Annotated in this window: 20 protein-coding genes; 5 read left to right on the forward strand and 15 right to left on the reverse strand. The window is 65.9% G+C overall.

Going from position 1 to position 18,356, the window contains the following annotated elements; all coding sequences use genetic code 11:
* Positions 1-12: 12 nt before the first annotated feature.
* The 9 genes from ACZYZF_RS06390 to ACZYZF_RS06430 all read right to left on the reverse strand — a co-directional run bounded on the left by ACZYZF_RS06390 (position 13) and on the right by ACZYZF_RS06430 (position 7,635).
* Positions 13-1,269, reverse strand: a complete 1,257-nt coding sequence (locus ACZYZF_RS06390) for an MFS transporter (RefSeq protein ID WP_463834915.1) — start codon at positions 1,267-1,269, stop codon at positions 13-15.
* Positions 1,266-1,913, reverse strand: coding sequence for a GntR family transcriptional regulator (locus ACZYZF_RS06395; RefSeq protein ID WP_463743022.1), 648 nt, complete (start codon positions 1,911-1,913; stop codon positions 1,266-1,268). Before ACZYZF_RS06395 ends, ACZYZF_RS06390 begins: the two co-directional genes overlap by 4 nt.
* Positions 1,914-1,974: 61 nt before the next feature.
* Positions 1,975-2,403, reverse strand: coding sequence for a DUF5313 domain-containing protein (locus ACZYZF_RS06400; protein WP_463834916.1), 429 nt, complete (start codon positions 2,401-2,403; stop codon positions 1,975-1,977).
* A gap of 15 nt (positions 2,404-2,418) precedes the next feature.
* Positions 2,419-2,934 (reverse strand): MarR family winged helix-turn-helix transcriptional regulator, encoded by a 516-nt coding sequence (locus ACZYZF_RS06405; RefSeq protein ID WP_463834917.1) that lies wholly within the window; start codon positions 2,932-2,934, stop codon positions 2,419-2,421.
* A gap of 55 nt (positions 2,935-2,989) precedes the next feature.
* Positions 2,990-3,664: a cAMP-activated global transcriptional regulator CRP gene (gene crp / locus ACZYZF_RS06410; protein WP_463743019.1), complete on the reverse strand. Its 675-nt coding sequence runs from the start codon at positions 3,662-3,664 to the stop codon at positions 2,990-2,992.
* Between the two features lie 162 nt (positions 3,665-3,826).
* Positions 3,827-5,269, reverse strand: a complete 1,443-nt coding sequence (locus tag ACZYZF_RS06415; RefSeq protein WP_463834918.1) for a bifunctional aminoglycoside phosphotransferase/ATP-binding protein — start codon at positions 5,267-5,269, stop codon at positions 3,827-3,829.
* Between the two features lie 95 nt (positions 5,270-5,364).
* On the reverse strand, positions 5,365-6,027 hold the full coding sequence (locus ACZYZF_RS06420) for a response regulator transcription factor (RefSeq protein ID WP_463743017.1): 663 nt from the start codon (positions 6,025-6,027) through the stop codon (positions 5,365-5,367).
* Positions 6,024-7,241, reverse strand: coding sequence for a sensor histidine kinase (locus tag ACZYZF_RS06425; RefSeq protein WP_463834919.1), 1,218 nt, complete (start codon positions 7,239-7,241; stop codon positions 6,024-6,026). Before ACZYZF_RS06425 ends, ACZYZF_RS06420 begins: the two co-directional genes overlap by 4 nt.
* A gap of 106 nt (positions 7,242-7,347) precedes the next feature.
* Positions 7,348-7,635 (reverse strand): hypothetical protein, encoded by a 288-nt coding sequence (locus tag ACZYZF_RS06430; RefSeq protein ID WP_463743015.1) that lies wholly within the window; start codon positions 7,633-7,635, stop codon positions 7,348-7,350.
* A gap of 126 nt (positions 7,636-7,761) precedes the next feature.
* Between ACZYZF_RS06430 and ACZYZF_RS06435 the strand changes: the two genes are divergently transcribed.
* Together ACZYZF_RS06435 and ACZYZF_RS06440 are read left to right on the forward strand one after the other, a co-directional pair.
* The gene (locus tag ACZYZF_RS06435; protein ID WP_463834920.1) at positions 7,762-8,427 is read left to right on the forward strand and encodes a TetR/AcrR family transcriptional regulator; all 666 of its coding nucleotides are present in this window, start codon (positions 7,762-7,764) and stop codon (positions 8,425-8,427) included.
* Between the two features lie 9 nt (positions 8,428-8,436).
* Positions 8,437-9,294 (forward strand): LysR family transcriptional regulator ArgP, encoded by an 858-nt coding sequence (locus ACZYZF_RS06440; protein ID WP_463834922.1) that lies wholly within the window; start codon positions 8,437-8,439, stop codon positions 9,292-9,294.
* A 14-nt stretch (positions 9,295-9,308) separates the two neighbouring features.
* On the opposite strand, the gene ACZYZF_RS06445 is transcribed toward ACZYZF_RS06440, so the two are convergent.
* From ACZYZF_RS06445 to ACZYZF_RS06460, 4 genes are all read right to left on the reverse strand, one after another.
* Complete coding sequence (locus ACZYZF_RS06445) at positions 9,309-9,893, reverse strand: TetR/AcrR family transcriptional regulator (protein ID WP_463743012.1); 585 nt, start codon at positions 9,891-9,893, stop codon at positions 9,309-9,311.
* A gap of 13 nt (positions 9,894-9,906) precedes the next feature.
* Positions 9,907-10,851, reverse strand: a complete 945-nt coding sequence (locus ACZYZF_RS06450; RefSeq protein WP_463743011.1) for an oxygenase MpaB family protein — start codon at positions 10,849-10,851, stop codon at positions 9,907-9,909.
* Between the two features lie 67 nt (positions 10,852-10,918).
* Positions 10,919-12,052: an alpha/beta hydrolase gene (locus tag ACZYZF_RS06455; RefSeq protein WP_463834924.1), complete on the reverse strand. Its 1,134-nt coding sequence runs from the start codon at positions 12,050-12,052 to the stop codon at positions 10,919-10,921.
* 36 nt (positions 12,053-12,088) lie between these two features.
* Positions 12,089-13,306: an MFS transporter gene (locus ACZYZF_RS06460; RefSeq protein ID WP_463834925.1), complete on the reverse strand. Its 1,218-nt coding sequence runs from the start codon at positions 13,304-13,306 to the stop codon at positions 12,089-12,091.
* A 101-nt stretch (positions 13,307-13,407) separates the two neighbouring features.
* Between ACZYZF_RS06460 and ACZYZF_RS06465 the strand changes: the two genes are divergently transcribed.
* Positions 13,408-14,301, forward strand: a complete 894-nt coding sequence (locus ACZYZF_RS06465; protein ID WP_463743008.1) for a helix-turn-helix transcriptional regulator — start codon at positions 13,408-13,410, stop codon at positions 14,299-14,301.
* 25 nt (positions 14,302-14,326) lie between these two features.
* Positions 14,327-14,818 carry an OsmC family protein gene (locus tag ACZYZF_RS06470; RefSeq protein WP_463834927.1) on the forward strand — a complete coding sequence of 164 codons (492 nt, stop codon included), beginning with the start codon at positions 14,327-14,329 and terminating at the stop codon, positions 14,816-14,818.
* Here the strand turns inward: ACZYZF_RS06470 and ACZYZF_RS06475 are convergent.
* Both ACZYZF_RS06475 and ACZYZF_RS06480 read right to left on the reverse strand, forming a co-directional pair.
* A complete protein-coding gene (locus ACZYZF_RS06475) occupies positions 14,784-16,484 on the reverse strand; it encodes an alpha/beta hydrolase (protein ID WP_463834928.1) in 1,701 nt (566 codons plus the stop codon). The genes ACZYZF_RS06470 and ACZYZF_RS06475 overlap by 35 nt on opposite strands.
* A 37-nt stretch (positions 16,485-16,521) precedes the next feature.
* Positions 16,522-17,586, reverse strand: a complete 1,065-nt coding sequence (locus ACZYZF_RS06480; protein ID WP_463743005.1) for an NAD(P)H-dependent amine dehydrogenase family protein — start codon at positions 17,584-17,586, stop codon at positions 16,522-16,524.
* A 100-nt stretch (positions 17,587-17,686) separates the two neighbouring features.
* Between ACZYZF_RS06480 and ACZYZF_RS06485 the strand changes: the two genes are divergently transcribed.
* Complete coding sequence (locus ACZYZF_RS06485; RefSeq protein WP_463743004.1) at positions 17,687-18,355, forward strand: TetR/AcrR family transcriptional regulator; 669 nt, start codon at positions 17,687-17,689, stop codon at positions 18,353-18,355.
* Position 18,356 lies beyond the last annotated feature (1 nt).

Genomic DNA, 18,356 nt, shown 5'->3' on the forward strand with positions numbered 1-18,356 from the left:
TGAGGGATGACCTCAGGCGGACGTCGGCGTCCGCGGCTCCAGATGCTTCGCCCACCCTGATGCGCACACTGCCGTGCAGATGATGGCCAGTACCCCTACCACGGTCAGCATGACCGGATAGCTGAACCAGTGCGCGAGTGCGGCAAGCACCGCGGGCAGGAGGAACCCGAGATAGGCCAGTGAGTAGTAGACGCCCGAGATGCCGGCGAGCTCGTCGGGCGGTGCAATGCGTTGGATCTCAAGCAGACCCGACACGATCGCAATGCCGTAGGCGCTGCCGAGCAGCATCGCGACAAGTGGCGCGACGAGCGCCGATCGGGTCACGGCGGTGGCGACTGCGGCGAAGATCCCCAGCGCCATGAGCGCCATCGACACCACCACGGCCCGGGAGCTGGACACGTCGTCGAGCCGACGTGCAATCGGTTGGATCGCCACACCACAGCCCAGCGTCAGGACGGTCAACCCCACGGTATAGAGCAGGGCCCACGACCCGAGCTGGTCGGCGACGAGTGCGGGCACCACCGCGTAGGCGATTGCCGCCGATCCAAAGATCCACGGCGCCATGGGAACAACGACATGCAGGAACCGGCGGTGGCCCGCTGCAGGCACCTTGAGGCCGTCCAGGAAAGGTCGAGAGGTTGTGCGCTCACGGGTCTCGGCGGTCCGATTCCACACCGCCCACAGCACCGGCACGCACAGGGCAGCGTGGACCAGGTAGGTCAACACCAGCGGTAGCGGCGCGTAGACGGTGAGCAGCCCGGCGCACAGAGGTCCCACCCCGAAGCCCAACGACAGGCAGATCGAGGCGCGTCGCGCTCCGGCGCCGTCCGAAGCGTCGTCGAAGGGCGGCCTGGACAGTTCGGTGATCCAGGCCGAACCCACTGCCATCGCGATCCCGACTGCCACCCCGCTGAACAACCGGCCGACGAACAGGGCCGGGAAACCCCAGTAGTCGCCGACTGCCAGGATGAGACTGCCCAGCGCCGCACTGAGCACACCGGCGGCCATTACATTGCGCCGACCGTGACGGTCCGACAGCGTCGAGGCGATCAGCAGGCCGGGAATCAGGCCGAGCACATAGGCGCCGAGCAGGATGTCGACGTCCACCCGGGTGTAGCCGGAGTGCTGGGCATAGGCGATCAGCAGCGGGGTGAATTGGTTTCCGCCCCAACCGATGCAGAAGACGGCGATGGCCACCGCGAGCCAGGGCGGTAGGCGGCGCGGCAGCCGAACCGGCGCTTCGGCGAATTCCGTTGCGACAGTGGTCATGCCAGCACCACCCGGTAGGTCGCTTCCAGATGGGCCAGCAGTGCTGCCTCGAAACCGGAGACATCGCGACGTCCGATGGCATCGGCCAGATCCGCGTGCTCGCCGATCAGTTCGGTGAGCCGGGCTGAGTCCGAGCGGGCGGCGTCGGCCATCATGCGGCGCTGCCGGTCGCTGAGCGATCCGTAGAAGCGCCCGGCGATCGAATTCCCGGCGACCTGCACGATCCGGCGGTGAAACGCGTCGTCGGCGGCTGCGAACTGATCGGCATCCCCGATCGCGGCGCCATGGCGCTGCCGCTCTACCAACTCGGTGAGTTCACCGAACAGGGTGTCGATGGATTCCGGTGATCGGCACAGCCGGCGCACCGCCGCGGTCTCCAGCGCCAGGCGCATCTCGAGCAGGTCGGTGGCTTCTTGCGCGGACACGGGGACGACGACGGCGCCGCGCCGCGGCACCAGATCCAGGAAGTCCTCGGCAGCCAGGCGCAGAAACGCCTCGTGCACAGGTGTGCGGCTGACGCCGAGCTGCGTCGCCACCTCTACCTCGCTGAGCAGCTGCCCGCCTCGAAACTCACCGGAGAGGATCTGGTCCTTGGTCATCCGGTAGACGCGCTGGCTGTTGCTCGATTTCTCGTCCGTGACCACGTAGGACGACTATACCCCTTGTATGCAAGCTTGCATGCAAGGGGTCTGACCAGCTTGAACGTCAGAAGGGGCTGCTGTTGGTCTGACGCTTGGACGATTCGGGGCGCGGTCCGAACCGGCGGATGTAGTCCTCGTGCTTCTGCAGGTCCTTCTTGTACTGGATCTCGTCGACCAGATTGGGGTCGAGGCCGTGCTGTGCCAGCCGGTGCCGGCGCCAGATCTTGTTGAGCGCGAGCGCCATCAAAAGCGCCCAGATGTAGATCGGCACGGTCATCTCGATGTGCACGTACAGCGAAGCGGGCAGCAGCCAGAGCGGCGCCAGCACGAACAGTGGCGGGATCGCCATCCGGATCAGATGACGGCGCACTGCGCCATGGTCGGCCAGGTCGTGGGCCACCCAGTCCCGCATGGAATCGGGCAACCGCTTGCCGTAGCAGTAGGCGATGTATTGGAAGAGGTTGGGACGGTCTTCGGTTTTCTGGCCGGCCATGGTGGACTCCTCGGGTCAGTCGGTGAGTGAGTTGGCCGCCAGCGCAGCCACGTTGATGCGGGTCAACACTCGATGCAGCTGTTCGAGTTCGGCGAGGTCGACGCCCAGGCGCTCGACCACTGCGGGAGGGATCGCCAGGGCCCGTTCACGCAGGGCGATCCCGGCCTCGGTGAGCGCGACATCGGTTGCGCGTTCATCGCCCGCCCGGCGGCTGCGGGTCAGCAGGCCGAGTGCTTCCAGCCGTTTGAGCATCGGTGAAAGCGTCGCCGAATCGAGTTGCAGTGCGGAGGCGATCTCTTTGACCGAGAGCGGCGGAGTGCCGCCCGAGCCGGACCGTTGGTGATCCCACAACGCCAGCATCACCAGGTACTGGGGATGGGTCAGCCCCAGCGGCTCCAGCAGCGGCCGGTAAACCGCGAGCACGGCGCGGTTGCTGACGGCCAGTGCGAAACAGACCTGTCGCTCGAGGGCCAGGGGATCGGCGCCGAGGGCTCCGGAGGGTGCGGTCGACGCTTCGGATACTGCGGTCATACTTAGAAAGTACCCTAATAGTTAGGGTACTAACAATGTCTGTGCGGTCACACGTTCAGTGCGCGCGTTTCGCCAATCGCTCGGCGTTGTCGATCAGGATGCTGCGGCCCTGCACGCGGATCCAGCCGCGTTGCGCGAAGTCCGACAGCGCCTTGTTGACCGTCTCCCGCGAGGAGCCCACGAGCTGGGCGATCTCTTCTTGCGTCAGTTCGTGGTCGACACGCAGTGCGCTGCCGTCGCGGCTGCCGAATCGCTGCGCCAGATAGAGCAGTTGCTTGGCAACCCGGCCCGGCACATCGGTGAAGATCAGGTCGGACAGGTTGTCGTTGGTGCGACGCAACCGGCGGGCCAGCACCCGCAGCAGTTGTTCGGCGATCTCAGGTCGATCGGCGATCCAGCTCCGCAGCACGCTGCGGCTCATCACCACCGCCTTCACTTCGGTCAGCGCGGTCACCGTCGAGGTTCGCGGACCCGGATCGAAGATGGCGAGTTCGCCGAACATGTCCGACGGGCCCATCAGCGTGATCAGGCTGTCGCGGCCGTCCGTCGACTTGCGGCCGATCTTCACCTTGCCCGCGGTGATGATGTACAGCGTGTCGCCGGGCTCGCCCTCGGTGAACACGACCTCGGTCCGACGGAAGGTCACCGGCTCCAACTGCCGGACGAGCGCGGCCACGGCGTCTGGCGACACACCTTGGAAGATGCCGGCGCGGGCCAGCACTTCATTCATATTTCCCCCTTGGTGGATGTGCCGAACCTCGCTGCCCGGAACGTTTGTGCAGGTGGCAGCCGAAAGGAAGGCCGCCGTTTTACTTTACAAGGGCGTTCGGCGGGTCCGCGGCTCCGGGTTTACACAGGAACCTCACTTCGTAATGGTTCAGACCCTTGAGGGTCAGATTGTCGTGCAACAGATCCGTTGGGCTTCGGCGACGGATTCCGCAAGCGGGCGGCGCGTGTTGACGAGATGGGCGTCAGGCCAATCGGCGTCGGTCGCCAAACCTTCTGCGATCTGCGGGGTGGCATCTGAGTTGGTGACCTGCCGCTGGACGATGCGCTGCTTGGCTTCGTCGAGAGGCACAGTGCACGCCAATTCCACTGTCGGACAACTCTGTTCCGCTGCAATCTCCCGCGCTCGCCGTCGAAGGTCCTGATCTCGCCAGGTGCCGTCGAGGATCACCGACTGCCCCATGGCCAGTGTTCGTCGGGCCTTCTCCAGCACGGTCGCATAAACGGCGGACACGTTCTCCTTGCTGTACAGCCCCTCGTTCAAAATCCCGGCCGCGCCGTCGAGGACTCCACGCTCCTGCAGTTCGCGGCGCACATCATCGGTGGAGATGACCCGCGCAGCCACCTGTTCAGCGAGCGCGTGCGCGAGCGTGGTCTTGCCGGTTCCGGGGCCACCGCCCACGATGACCAGTCGCACGGCACCTCGGCGGAGGCGATCGAGGGCGATGTCGAGATGGCGCCGGGCATCATTCGTCGCGCTCTCGTTGCCCTGCTGAACCCTGATGCAGTCGACCTTGGCGCGGACCACGGCACGGTAGGCGATGTAGAAGTCCACCAATGCGCTCGGCGGCACATCCCCGGAGAGCCGCTGGTACTCGGCGATGAAGTAATCCGCCAGGTCTCGGCGGCCGAGGAATTCCAGGTCCATCGCCAGGAACGCGGCGTCGTCGCTGCAGTCGACATGGCGTAGGCCGTCGTCGAACTCGAGACAGTCAAGGATGGCCGGACCGTCTGGCATGCAGAAGATGTCTCCGGTCGACAAGTCGCCGTGGCCGTCGACGACGCGGCGGTTGGCGATGCGGTCGCCGAACAGTGCGGTGCGACCCTTGATGAACTGGTCATACAGCCGATCGACCTCGGCCAGTGATTCAGCGGGCACCACTGTTCCCGCATACCGGCGCAATTCAGTGAGGTTGTCCCGCCAACGGCCGGCGACCGCAGGCACCGCCGCTGCGCGGTCGATGTCGTCGGACCGTTCGGCGTCAGCGTGAAACCGCGCGATCGCATCGGCGATCGCTGACAGATGCTCAACCACAGGTTCACCACTGGCGACGATCGACGTCAACCGGCGCGAATCAGGGTATCTGCGCATCACGATCACCGGCTCGGGCTGACCACCTTGTAGATCGGAGAGATGGGCGACCCCGAGGTAGCTGTCGGGCGCGAGTCGCTGGTTCAAGCGAACCTCACGTACGCACACCTGTTCACGGTGCTCGACCGAGCTGAAATCGAGAAAGTCAGTGGTGACGGGTTTCTTGACTTTGTAGGCCCTGTCGCCCACCAACGCGACGATCCCGGTGTGTGTTTCGTGAATTTCCGCTGCGGCCATAACCGATGATCACTCTCCTTGGGCGACGGAGGGTAGCGGTCATCCGTCGGTATTCTCCTGCCGAAAGTCCTTCAGGCCACGGCCGAAAGACTCTGTTACTGGGGGCTGACCAGCCCGGCGTCGTACGCGTGGATGATGGCGGCGGCACGGTCACGCAGGTCGAGCTTGATGAAGATGTGGCCGATATGGCTCTTGACGGTGAGCCCGGAGATGCAGAGTTCATCGGCGATCTCGGCGTTGGAATGCCCCTTGGCGATCAGCGTCAGCACGTCGAGCTCCCGGGCGGTGAGATCGCCGACGGCGCCGTTGCGACGCGGCTCGGCGGACTTGCGGTACGTGGTGAGCACCCGTGAGGTCACCGCCGGGTCGAGATAGCTGTCGCCCTGGGCCACCGCGCGCACCGCCCGGATCAGTTCCTCGGCGGAGGAATCCTTGAGTACGAATCCGCTGGCCCCGGCCCGCAGCGCGCCCGAGAGCAACTCGTCGTCGTTGAACGTGGTCAGCGCCAGCACCGGAGGCCCGTCGACCGCCGTCACCTGGCGGGTGGCTTCGATCCCGTCGACACGTTTCATCCGCAGGTCCATCACCACCACGTCGGGCCGGTACTGGCTGATGGCATCGGGCACCTCGTCGCCATCGGCGCATTCGGCGACGATCGTGAAGCCGTCCTTGCGCCGTAGAATGCGTCGCAGCCCGGAGCGCACCAGATCCTGGTCGTCGACCAGGAGGACCGCGACCTCGGTGACGGGGTCCGTCATGACACCACGGGGCATCGCCGGGGCGCCCGGTCGGTGTCATCCAAGGGAATGTTCGTGCGCACCGACCATCCGTCGTCGCCGGGACCGACGCTGATGATCCCGCCGAGCAGCTCGACGCGCTGGCGCATACCGCGTACCCCGCGGCCCTCCGCATCGCGGCCGTTCCGGACGGTGAGGGCGGCCACTGGCAGTCGGTTGGCGACGGTCAAGGTCGCCGAGTTCCGTGAGATCCTCAGCAGCACTGTCGCTTCCGCATCGGGCGCGTGCTTGGCGATGTTGGCCAGAGACTCCTGGGCAATGCGGTACAACGCCAAGCCCACCGCGGCGGAGACCATATCGGTGCGGCCGGTCGCGTCGAACCGCACGTTGAGCCCGGCATGCACGAAATCGTCTACCAGGCAACTGATGTCGTCGACTCCGGGTTCGGGAGCCATGCTCATGGGGGCGCCGTCGAGTAGTCCGACCGTGCGCCGGATATCGGCCATGGCCTGACGCCCCAGGCGTTCGGCCTGCTCCAATGCCTCGACCGCGTCGTCGACGTCGCGGTCCTGCTGCAACCCCCGACGTGCCCCGGTCACGTGCAGCAGCGTCACGCTCAGTGAATGCGCAATCACGTCGTGGACCTCGCGGGCGATACGGCGCCGTTCGTCGGCCGCGGCATGGCGGGCCTGCGCGGCCTGCGACTCTTGCTGCTGTCGCATGAGTTGCTGCTGGGTGTGCACGAGATAGCCCACCAGCCAACCCATCCCGAGGATCCCCAGATAGAGCGGCAGGGCATCGAGACGGTGTTGCGAGGCAGCGGTCAGCAGCAGGGTGGCCGCGGTCAGCGACGCCAAGAATCCACCCCACACCCCGGTGAGTGAGGCGACCTCGCCGACCATCAGCACCGCGATCAACGGAGCGAAGTCGTTGGATACCGGTGTTGCCGTCGCGAACAGCAACACGGCAGTCGCGGTGGTCCAGGTTCCCCAGACGATCGGTGCCTTGAAATCGACGCCCGACAGGTAGAACAACGCGAAGGGCGCAGCGCAGACGACGAACGCGAGCAGGCCGGCCGGAAGGTCGGCCGTCGGGCGCTGCAACATCGCCACCAGGCTGGCACCGATCACCGTCGTGTCGAACGCCAACACGATGGCCCAGTTGTAGCCCACCGGGAGCGCATAGCCCCGCCGGTGTACGTGCGCACGGAACCCGCGCGCGATGCTACCGAGCATGTTGTGATCGTAGAAGGTGAAGGCGTTGCTGCGCCTCCTACTACGGTTGGATTTTCGGGGGCCGGATTTTCTGGGGCTGGATTTTCGGGGGCCGGATTTCAGCAATTCAGAGTCGCCACATTTCGCGTGACATCGCGGCGTCCTCGACGAAGCGTTCGCGCACCGGCGGATAGTAGGGCTGCTTCAGGTCGGGGCGGGGCACGGTGGCCAGTGCTGCGCGCACCGCGGCCACCGCGCGCCGCCACCGGCCGGCGTCCTGGGAGCCCTGGTGCGGCGGTGTCACCCGGTCGGTCACCGGTGGGGTGACGACGGCATCTTTCGCCGTCCATCCACGGGCGACGCCTGTCACTGAGTTCGCTATCGAGATAGCTGGGGAACGCTGTGCTCGTGTCATGGCTCGACGCTACGAAGAACGCAGGTCAACCCACATCGCTCTGGTGTCCGATCTTGACCTACGACCGTAGTAGGAGAACTGAACCGACCACAGGACGATGGCGCCACAAGTGGTTAGGCTCCTCTTGTGGTCTCGAGCTCGACCCATAGACGTGGTCCCCGGCGTGATGTCGACACCCGAACCCTGATCGTCGATACCGCTGAGCGAATGTTCGCCGAGACGTCGATCGGTGCGGTGGCGGCGCGGGCAGTGGCCCGCGAGGCAGGCGTGGCCAGCCGCGCGGTGGCCTACCATTTCCCGGCCAAGCGGGACCTGGTGCTCGAGGTGGCACGACGGCGGGTGCCGACGGTGTTCGGGGCCGTCGTCCAGGAGCTGGTGCGGGTGGCTGAGTCCGGGAACGAGATCGGTGTCTGCGACGTCGTCGAGGCTCTCATCGCGCCTTACGTCCGGCTGCTCGACGAGGATCCGATCGGTGGATTGCGCTGGCTCAAGGTAATGAATCAGCTTGCCTTGGACGAAGATCAGATCTGGCTCGATCAGTTGGCGGGCACACCGAGCCTGCCCGAGTTGTTCTTCGCCGCCGCGGGACGGGCGGTGCCGGACATCCAGACCACAGAAGGTCAGCAGCGCAGCACGATTGCCATCTTTGCGATGATCGGTGCGCTGGCCAGCTCCGATCTGACTCTCTACGGGCGGCCTTTGGGGCCCGGCGGACTGGACCGTGGGTGGGTCGACCAGTTGGTCCGGTTCACCGGCAGCGGTTTGCGCGGCGACGAGGGTCTGCCCGACTAGGATCGGGGCGTGCAGATCGACGGCCAGCAGCTTGCTGCCTTCGCCGCGGTGGTCGAGCTGGGAAGCTTCGATGCAGCCGCGCAGCGTCTGCATGTGACTCCTTCGGCGGTCAGCCAGCGCATCAAGGCCCTGGAGCAACGTGTCGGGCAGGTTTTGGTGGTTCGCGAAAAGCCCTGCACAGCAACATCTGCCGGCGTTCCCCTGCTCAGGCTGGCGGCGCAGACGGCATTGCTGGAGTCCGAGGCACTGGCGGAGATGGGCGGTGGCACCGCGCAACGCACCAGGATCGCGCTGGCCGTCAACGCCGATTCGATGGCGACCTGGTTCACCGGGGTGTTCGCCCGGGCCGCCGAGTTCCTGTTCGACATCAGGATCGAGGATCAGGACCTTTCGGCACGACTGCTGCGCGAGGGCGTGGTGATGGGAGCCGTCACCACCGAGCGGAACCCGGTGCCGGGCTGTCGGGTGCACCCGCTGGGCGCGATGCGCTACGTGCCGGTGGCCAGTGCGGAATATGTGCAGCGCTACCTGCCGGAAGGGTTCACCCGCGAGGCGGCGCAGGCGGCGCCCTCGCTGTCCTGGAACCGTGATGATGCGCTACAGGATCAATTGGTGCGCAAGGTATTCCGCAGGGACGTGATCAGGCCGACGCATTACATCCCGACTGCCGAGGGCTTCGGCGCCGCAGTGCGCGCCGGGCTGGGCTGGGGGATGTATCCCGAGGAACTGGTGGACGACGACTTTGTCCGGATCACCGAACAGTATCTGGACGTGCCGCTGTTCTGGCAGTGCTGGAAGCTCGACAGCCCGATGGTCGCCGCCATCACGGCCGCGGTGCGCGACGCGGCGGCCGGCTTGCGCGGGTAGACCCCGAGACGGAGCTACCGCACGAGTGGGGCCAGATGCTTTCGCGCGTAGGAGCGAACCGCCGTGTCGTCGTTGACATCCAACACCGGCGTCGGCATCTGGGCCAGTGAGCACGCCAAGCGGATGTGCAGTTCGGCGACGGCCAGCAGGTCGGGATCGGGCATGGTCGCGCCCGCCGCGCGAAGGGCCTTGGCCATCGCCGACGAGGCGTGGTGCAGAAACGCCGGAGCTTGGTCGTAGGCTCCGGCCACTGCGGTGAAATCGGTGTCCAGGCGCAGGAACCTGCGCATCACCGGCTCGGTCGTCAGCAGCCGCACACCTTCGCAGAACGCCGCCACCGCAGCCTCGTTGGGGCCGGAATCGATTGCGACGGTGCGCAGCCGGTGCATCGCCGCGTCGAAGGTGCGCCGCCCGAGTTCGGTGATCAGCGCGTCGCGGGTGGGAAAGCGGCGGTAGAGCGTACGGCGGCTGACACCGGCCTGCTTGGCGATGACATCCAGGCTGGCCCGGCCGAGGCCGACGAGCGCCACCTCCTCGGCGGTGGCCTTGAGGATGGCGTCTTCCTGTTCGGATTGGCTGGCGTTGCTGCGTGGTGGCATCGCTACCAGTGTGTCAGCCCGCTGCCGGGCATCCCAGCGGCGCGAACGAATCCAGCGCCACCGATCGGTGCAGGCGAACCAACTTCTCGTACTGCAGCCGGTTGTAGGCCAGGGGTACCAGCAGTAGCCGGTCGGGCAGCACCCGCCAGGCCAGTTGGAGCAGCCGGGTGTAGACGGCGAATTCCCGGTCGTGCCGGGACTGCCAACGGAACCCTGTCATCTCCCGAATCCCCGGATGCATGATGCCGAATGAGCACACTTTGATCACCCGGCCGGCGATCGGTCGAACTGCTGTCCAGGATGGGGTCAACGCCAGTCGCACCGGGGCGGGCAGCAATAGGGTCGGCAATGGAAGCTGGGTCAGCCCGGCCGTCACACGGGTCAGGAACTCGTTGCCCTGCAACTGGTTTTCCACCATGTCGTCGTAGTAGCGGGACGCCTCGGCGTACGTTTCCGGGAGTTTCGCCGACGCACCCGGCAGCTCGATCGAGCGAAACGCCTCGAGTAGTTGACCGTAGGCGGCCTCCTGCTCGGCGGCGTTCATCGTGATGCCGGTCGCCGGCGTGAACGAATGCAGGACGACGAAGATCCCGCTGATCGCGATCCAGTTCCACAGCTGCGGGTTCAGGGCGCTGTAGCGGACCTCGGCGAAGTCGTCTTTGCCGTGTCCGCGGACGTCGCGGTGCATCGTTTGCAGGCGGCGCCCCTCCGCCTCGCGGTCCGTGGCGTCACCCCAGATCGCCAGGAACGCCGAAAATCCGCTGCGCACACCGCGATCGAGAAAGTTTCGTTCGAACCGGCCGCTGCGGTCGACGGCCGCGGCCACCGGGACCAGGGCGACTTCGTCGAACGCGGCGGCGCCGAAGGCGCCGCCCAGGATGCTGCCCGAGTGCCTGCGGAAATCCGCCAGCACGTTCGGTCGCACTATGTCCGTGTCGGCCGCGCTGACATTAGCCATGGCACAAAGTCTAGTTATTCGTGCCAATGTGTCAATGGGTGCCGGCTCGCGAAGATCCGTGGTGCCGTCAGGTCAGGTTGCCTCTGAAGAAAGCGGTCAGTGTGTCGAACGGGATCAGGTCGACCCGGTCGTAGAGATCGACGTGGCCGGCCCCGGGAACGATGGCGAGCTGTTTTGGCTCGCCCGCCAAGCGGTAAGCGTCCTCGCTGAACTCCCGCGAGTGGGCCCGCTCTCCCGTGACGAACAACATGGGACGCGGCGAGATCGTCTCGATGTCGTTGAACGGATAGAAGTTCATGAACTTCACGTTGCTGGTGAGGGTGGGATGTGTGGTGAGGTCGGGTGACTGGCCGTCGGGCGTGAAGGCGCCGCGCCGCGTCCGGTAGAAGTCGTAGAACTCCCGCTCGGCAACGGTGGAGCTCTCGGTCAGTTCGTGCACGGTACCGCTGGTGTATTCGGTTTCGCCGCCGATGAATTCGGTATCACGTTGACGGGCTGCCCGGTCTATGAGCTGTTGCCGCTGTTCCAGACTCAGGCTATTGCGCAATCCGTGACGGTTGGCCGCGCCCATGTCGTACATGCTGACCGTCGCGACGGCCTTGATACGTGGGTCGATCTTCGCGGCACTGACCACGAAGCTTCCGCTGCCGCAGATCCCGAGGGCGCCGATCCGCTCCCGGTCGACGAAGGATTGCGTGCGCAGGTAATCGACAGCGGCACTGAAGTCTTCGGCATAGATGTCCGGTGACACCGCATTGCGCGGCCGGCCCTCGCTCTCACCCCAGAACGACAAGTCCAGCGACATGGTGACGAAGCCCTGTTCGGCCATCTTGGTGGCGTAGAGATTGGCGCTCTGCTCCTTCACCGCACCCATCGGATGCCCGACAACCATGGCGGCGGTTCTTCCTTTGCGGTTCAGGTCTTTCGGGACGAACAGGTTGCCGCCGACCTCCATCTGATACTGGTTCTTGAAGGTCACCTTCTGCACATCAACCCGATCGCTGACATAGAAATTGTCGGCGCCGTGGCTCATGTCGCCGGCAGGAAGATCGGGCGTACCGGCGGTGGCCGGCAATGGCGGAGCGATACCGGATGGCCGTGATGCGCACGCCGAAGCGGTCAGTGCCGTCAGGGCCGACGCTCCGGCTCCGGCCAGCTTCAACGCCTTGCGTCGGCTCAAATACGTTTCATTGAAGGGCATTTCGATACTCCTTGGGCGATGCGATGGAAGAGGTACTCACGCGGCCAGGGTGCACTCTGGGGTTCGCGGTGATGCAGAAGCTCTCGGCCGGAGCGTGATCAGCACGGCCAGCGGAATCAGCGCCGAAGCGGTGATGCCAGCTCCGAGAATGGCTGGGCCGCTCAGCCCCAACGCCGTCGAGATGGTGGCCGCGGCCAGGGCCGACCCGCCCGCGGTACCGAGATTGAACGCGGCGGTGGCCAGCGATGACGCCAGGGTGGAACTGCCACCGGCATGCTGCAGCGTCTGCGCGATCAGCACCGGATTGGCTCCGAGCCCACACGCACCCAACAGCACCACCACGATGACCGCGACCGCAGAGTGTTCGGCAGTGGCTGCCAGCACGAGCATCCCGGTCGCCGAGGCCGTCACCGCCACCGCAATGGTCGTCAGGGGATGGCGGTCGCCGAAGCGGCCCCCGATGGCAGTGCCTGCCAACGCACCGATACCGAACGCGACCAACACCACCGGCACGAGCGCCGGTGCAATACCGGCACGGTCGGTCAGTAGCGGACTGATGAAGCTGTACATGCCGAGGAATCCGGCCTGGGCAAGCACTATGACCGCCAGCACAACCCACATCCGCCACGGCCGCAGCCCGGCCACTTCGCTGCGCACGGATACCTTTGCCGGAGATTGGCCGAGCGTGGGAGGCGCGATGCGAAACACCGCCACGCCGATGACCAACGACAGCCCGGCAAGCATCCAGAACGGGCCGCGCCACCCGGTGAACAAGCTCGCGAAGGTGCCCAGTGGAACGCCGGCGACGACTGCCAGGCTCAGGCCGCCTGACATCACCGCGATCGCCCGCGCGCCGGCACCGGGCCCTGCGACAGCGGTGGCGACCACCGCTCCGATTGCCCAAAAGGTTCCGGTGGCCAGGGCGGTGACCACTCGCGAGACAACGACCACACCGAATGAATCGCTGAGCGCCGCCACCACGTGGCCGGCACTGAATACCGACAGCGCCCCGACGAGCGTCGCACGCGCGGGCAGTCGCAGCGTGGCCAACGCCATGGCCGGTGGACCGATGATCATTCCGACGGCAAACGCGGTGATGAGCAGACCCGCTCGAGTCACGTCGACGCCGAGGTCAGATGCCACATCGGGTAACAGACCGGCCAGCATGAACTCGGTGGTACCCATCAAGAAGATGCCGGCGGCGACGACGTACACCAGCGTCGGCAGCCGGGTTGAGTGGGTTGTTTGTTGCATGTCACCAGGGAACGCGACACCGACGGGATCAGGGAGTCCCGGTCGAGACGTGTACTGAGAGTGCATCCCAGGAACCTTCTGTCAGTCGTACCGTCGAATACGTGAACAATCGAGCCGAGGTCAGCGAGTTCCTGACTTCGCGGCGAGCCAAGATCACCCCGCAACAGGCGGGTATTCCCGACGCGGGACACCGCCGGGTCCCAGGTCTTCGCCGCAGCGAGGTCGCGACGTTGGCCGGCGTCAGCGTCGAGTACTACGCCAAACTGGAACGCGGCTCTCTCGGTGGTGTGTCAGCGTCAGTTCTCGACGCGCTGGCTCGGGCACTGCAACTCGACGACGCCGAACGGGCGCACCTGTTCCACCTCGCCCACGCCGCCGACGGCACGAGTGCCGGAATGCGTCCGAGGCGACGTCCATCCGCACGCTGGACGCCGCGGCCGGCACTGCAGTGGGTGCTCGACGGTATTGCGCCCCCGGCCATCATTCGTAACGGCCGCATGGACCTGTTGGCGACCAACCACCTTGGCCGGGCGATGCACTCCTGCCTGTACGACAGCGAGCCGGGCGACGTACCGAACTTCGCCCGCTACACGTTCCTCGACGAGGATTCGCAACGCTTCTACCCGGACTGGGACACCGCCGCGGACACCGCCGTGGCTATTCTGCGGACGGAGGCCGGGCGCGACCCGCACGACAAGGCGCTGCATGATCTGGTCGGCGAACTGTCCACCCGCAGTGAACAATTCCGCCGCCTGTGGGGTTCTCACAACGTACGTCTGCACGGTGCCGGGGTGAAGCACTTCCACCACACCGTCGTCGGGGACCTGGAACTGGCCTACGAAAGCGTCGACATGATCTCCGACCCCGGCCTCACGCTGACGATCTATGTGGCCGAACCTGCTTCGGCCACAGCGCACGCCCTGGAGCTGCTCGCCTCGTGGGCCGCCACGTCGGCTGCCGAGGGGGGCACTGTTGTCCGTGAGGAGATGAGCTGACGCGACGATTGGTATGTTCGCGAACATGGCCAATCGGACTCACCGCTACGAAGTCGAGGTGACCTGGACCGGCAACACCGGTTCGGGAACCAGTGGTTACCGCGACTACGCGCGCGACCACGACGTGACGGGCGTAGATGCGCCGGGCAAGCCCACAATCCTGGGTAGCGCCGATCCCGCCTTCCGGGGAGACCCGCAGCGCTGGAACCCCGAGGAACTGCTGGTGGTCAGCCTGTCCCAATGCCACATGCTCTGGTATCTCGCACTGTGTGCCCGTGAACGCATCACCGTGACCGCCTACGCTGACCGGCCGGAAGGCACAATGAGTGAGAATGCCGAAGGCAGTGGCCTTTTCACCGATGTCACGTTACGGCCGCAGGTGATCATCGCCGAGCCGGACCGGGTCGGCGACGCCACGGAACTGCATCACGAAGCCCACCGGATGTGCTTCATCGCCAACTCGGTCAACTTCCCGGTGAGTGCTACACCGATCGTGACAGCACCGAACGGGGGATGAACGACGCGTCGACCGGGATGAACCGGGGTGCGCTCCAGCTGGATTCGTCGGGCATCGAGCCGGATTCGATGACGACTCCCGTAGCGTTCCCATGGTCGCCGTCGATGTCGATGGACGCACCCGGAGCGCCGTACGAACCGTTGCAGTCGCGCGAACATTGTCCGGTCACGGGATCGATGTTGCCTTCGAACATGTCGTTGATCCATCCCGCCATCAACCACTGCACGGCCGGTGGGTTCTGCGGCTGCGGGATGCCCGCAACGAGGTAGGCCGCGAATTGGATCAGCGGGTTGCCGCCGAGCATGGAGTCCATGTGCACGCCGCCGTCGACGACGACGCCGTTGAACTTTCCCGGGCGGGCAGCCGAGAGATCGTCGTTCACACTGCTCGTGGAGTTCAGGAAATTCGGTGGCGCACCGATCTCGTAGACCGGCACGTAGTCGGACGGATCATTGCCGTTGCTGGCCTCGAGGAGTGCGAGACGCTCCATCGCATTGGGCATGATCGGCGAGACGGGAACCGCATCGAGCAGCACCACGCCGGCGAGATCGTTGGCGACATCCTGGCCGTCGGCTCGCCGCGCCACCAACCCCTCTGCGTAGTAGCCGGCGACCCCGGGAGCGAATCCACCGCCGAGTGAGTGCCCGACGAGGACGAACTGTTGCGGGACGGCGAAGCTCTCCTGGCCCGCCTTCAATGTCGCCGTGGTCATGCTGGCGTTCAACGCTTTTCGGTCGGGGTCGAGGAAGAGCTGAGCGACGGCCTTGTGCATGTTGTCCCCGCCGAGCCACATCCCGCCGTCAGCGAACGGATTGGACGTCACGGTGGTGACCACCACCACGCTGTTGGTTCTTTCCGCGAGATAGGACGCGGTGTAGCTGTACATCGGACCGGTGGCCAGGACTCCGTGCTGGAGGTAGATCAACCGTTCCGACCCGCCCTGCGTCGGGATATACCAATCGGCAGGCACCTCGGTGCCCGGGGCGACGACCAGCGTCGAACTACTCACCTGGACCGAGTCGCGGAGCGCGGGCGGCACCACCGGCGGACCGTCGACGGTCTGGATCAGTCCGCCGATGGCATTGAAGACGAGCGACCCGACGGCCCTGACCAGCGGTGGATAGTCGGGTTGGAAAGGGCCGAGTATCGACGTGGGGGATGGGCTGGTCTGGTCTGCGGTCGGCGTTGAAACCTTGTCCGCCACTTGAGCAATAACGGCTTGTGCGCGGTGGCTGCCGACGACTGGTGCGCGTTGCGGATCGGCAGTCGACGGCGCCAGACGGTCGCGTACTTCGTTACGCAGCACGGCCAGTCGGTGGACCGGTGCCGACGCTGTGAGGGTTCTCGAAATGGGCGTCTCCGCCGTGTCGTCCGTCTTCTCGGCAGCCGGGCGGTGACGCGGGATCGCCCCCGACGGGCGGTCGCCCCGTTTGGCGGAGCTCTTGCGGCTCTGCGGCCCGGCGGGCGCGTCCGAGACCCGTTTCTGATGGCGCCGGTTGGCTGTTGCGGCGCTTGATTTCCCGCTGTCGGCCGACGATGTCTTCGCCGGTCCTGGATCAGACCCGCCGTCGGAGTCGGCGTTGGCTGCGCCGGCTCCGACGAGCAGCGCCGCGGATACCCCGGCGGTCAGTACACCGGCTCCGACCCAACCCGAAAACTGCGTCATGTGTCCCCCGATAGGCCGATGCGTGAATGGCTGGATGCTAACTCGCCGGTACCACTCCCCGCGGCAGGATCAGCGGGAGATCGTTGTAGGTGACGATGCCGGGTGCGGCGTTGATCACCGCGGGGATCGCGTTGATCGGGGGAGTGGCGGTCATGATGTGCCCCAGCACCATGAACTCCTCCAGGGTGGTGGCCTCGAAGTCCGGCGGCGGCAGGAAGCCGACCTTCATCGTCACGGTCGGACGACCGGCCACCTCGATCACCCAGCCGTCCTGATCGATCTGCCAATCAGGTTGCAGTGTCTGGCCTTTGCGCCACCGCAGGGTGAGCTCCACCCGAGTGATGTCGCCGATGATGCCTTTCCAGCTGACGAACACCCCCGCCACGCCGCCGGCCGGGATGGTCCATGAGCCGAGGTCGAGATCTTCTGTGGTCTGGGCGTATTCGGCGTCGCAGCGCACCTCGTCGAACTCGATGCCGAGCGCGTCACCGATCATCCGGACCGCCTCGCCGAAGACCCCCGTGCCATGCGCCGTCATGGCCTGCAGGTCGGGATGGTCGATGGGCTGACCGAACCCGACCGGCTTCTCGGTTTCGGGCGAATCGTAGAACGTGGTGTCGGCCGCCTCGTTGACGGTGATCTTGTCCACCCGGTCGCAGATGCCGGCCGCCACGATCGCCAACTGGTTCACGTAGCCGGGGCTGATGCCCGATCCGAACATGGTCGAGCCACCCTTGCGGCAGGCCTCGGCGATGCGTTCGCGGCCCTCGCCCTGGTTGTGGCCGGTGATGAATGACGCGGTTGCAACCACATTGACTCCGGCGGAGAGGATCTCGACGAGTTCGTCGACATCGATCCACATCGGGTTGTAGACCACGACGTCCGGTTTGAGGGCCAGCAGTGCCTGGACATCATTGGTGGCCGCGACGCCGAGGGGCTCGAGGCCGACGAGCTCGCCGACATCCTTGCCGGCCTTGTCCGGTGACCAGGCGTAGCAGCCGACCAGTTCCAGGGTGGGGTTGCGGGCGATGGCCGCAACCGAACTCTTCCCGACGTTTCCCGTCGTCCACTGGACAACCCGGTATGGCGAAGTTTGTGACATCGCAGCGGCTCCTTGCTCGGTTTCGGGCAGTTTTCCACGACCGTGAGAAAAAGGGAAGAGTGGCGCTCCGGCGGCGTCGTGAGGAACTAGAATTGCCTGTGTGACCACCGGAAATGCGCCACGTCGGGGCCGGGGACGTCCACCGCGCATCGATCAGCAACAGATCGTTGCCGCGGCACGCGCCATGCCCCCGGGTGCGCTGACCATGCAGGCGGTCGCCGATGCGCTCGGGGTGGACCGCACCACGTTGCACTACTACGTCGGTGATCGCGACGGCCTGCTGGAGCTGGTGGTGGCCGATCTGTTCGAGACCGAGCTGCGCTCGATCAAGTTGCCCGAAGGTGCGAGCTGGCAGGAGATTCTGCGGGCCTACGGCAACGCGATCCGCCACGGCGTACTCAAACTCGGGGTGACAGCGACGAGTTTCCGGTTGAGCGGCACCGGCGGGGCGGCGAGCCTCGCGCTGGCCGAACAGGTGCTGCAGGCTTTGACCGACGGTGGATTCAGCACCGACGACGCCGGGCGGGTGCTCACCCTGGTGTCCGGACTGGCGATGTCGGCCGCGCACGATGTGCTGGGCTCGGCGGAGTCTCGGCTGCATCATCAGACACCCGAGGTGGTGCGTGCGCTGAAAGACCTTCCGTCCAGTGAATTTCCACTGCTCAGCCGTGTGGTGGCCGATCGCGGTGTCGCCGCGACCGCTGCCCAGGACTTCGAATTCAACCTCGACATCGTGATCTCCGGGCTCGAAAGGTTCCTGGCCGAGTAGG

It is taken from the genome of Mycobacterium sp. IDUB_24 (genome assembly GCF_055419385.1).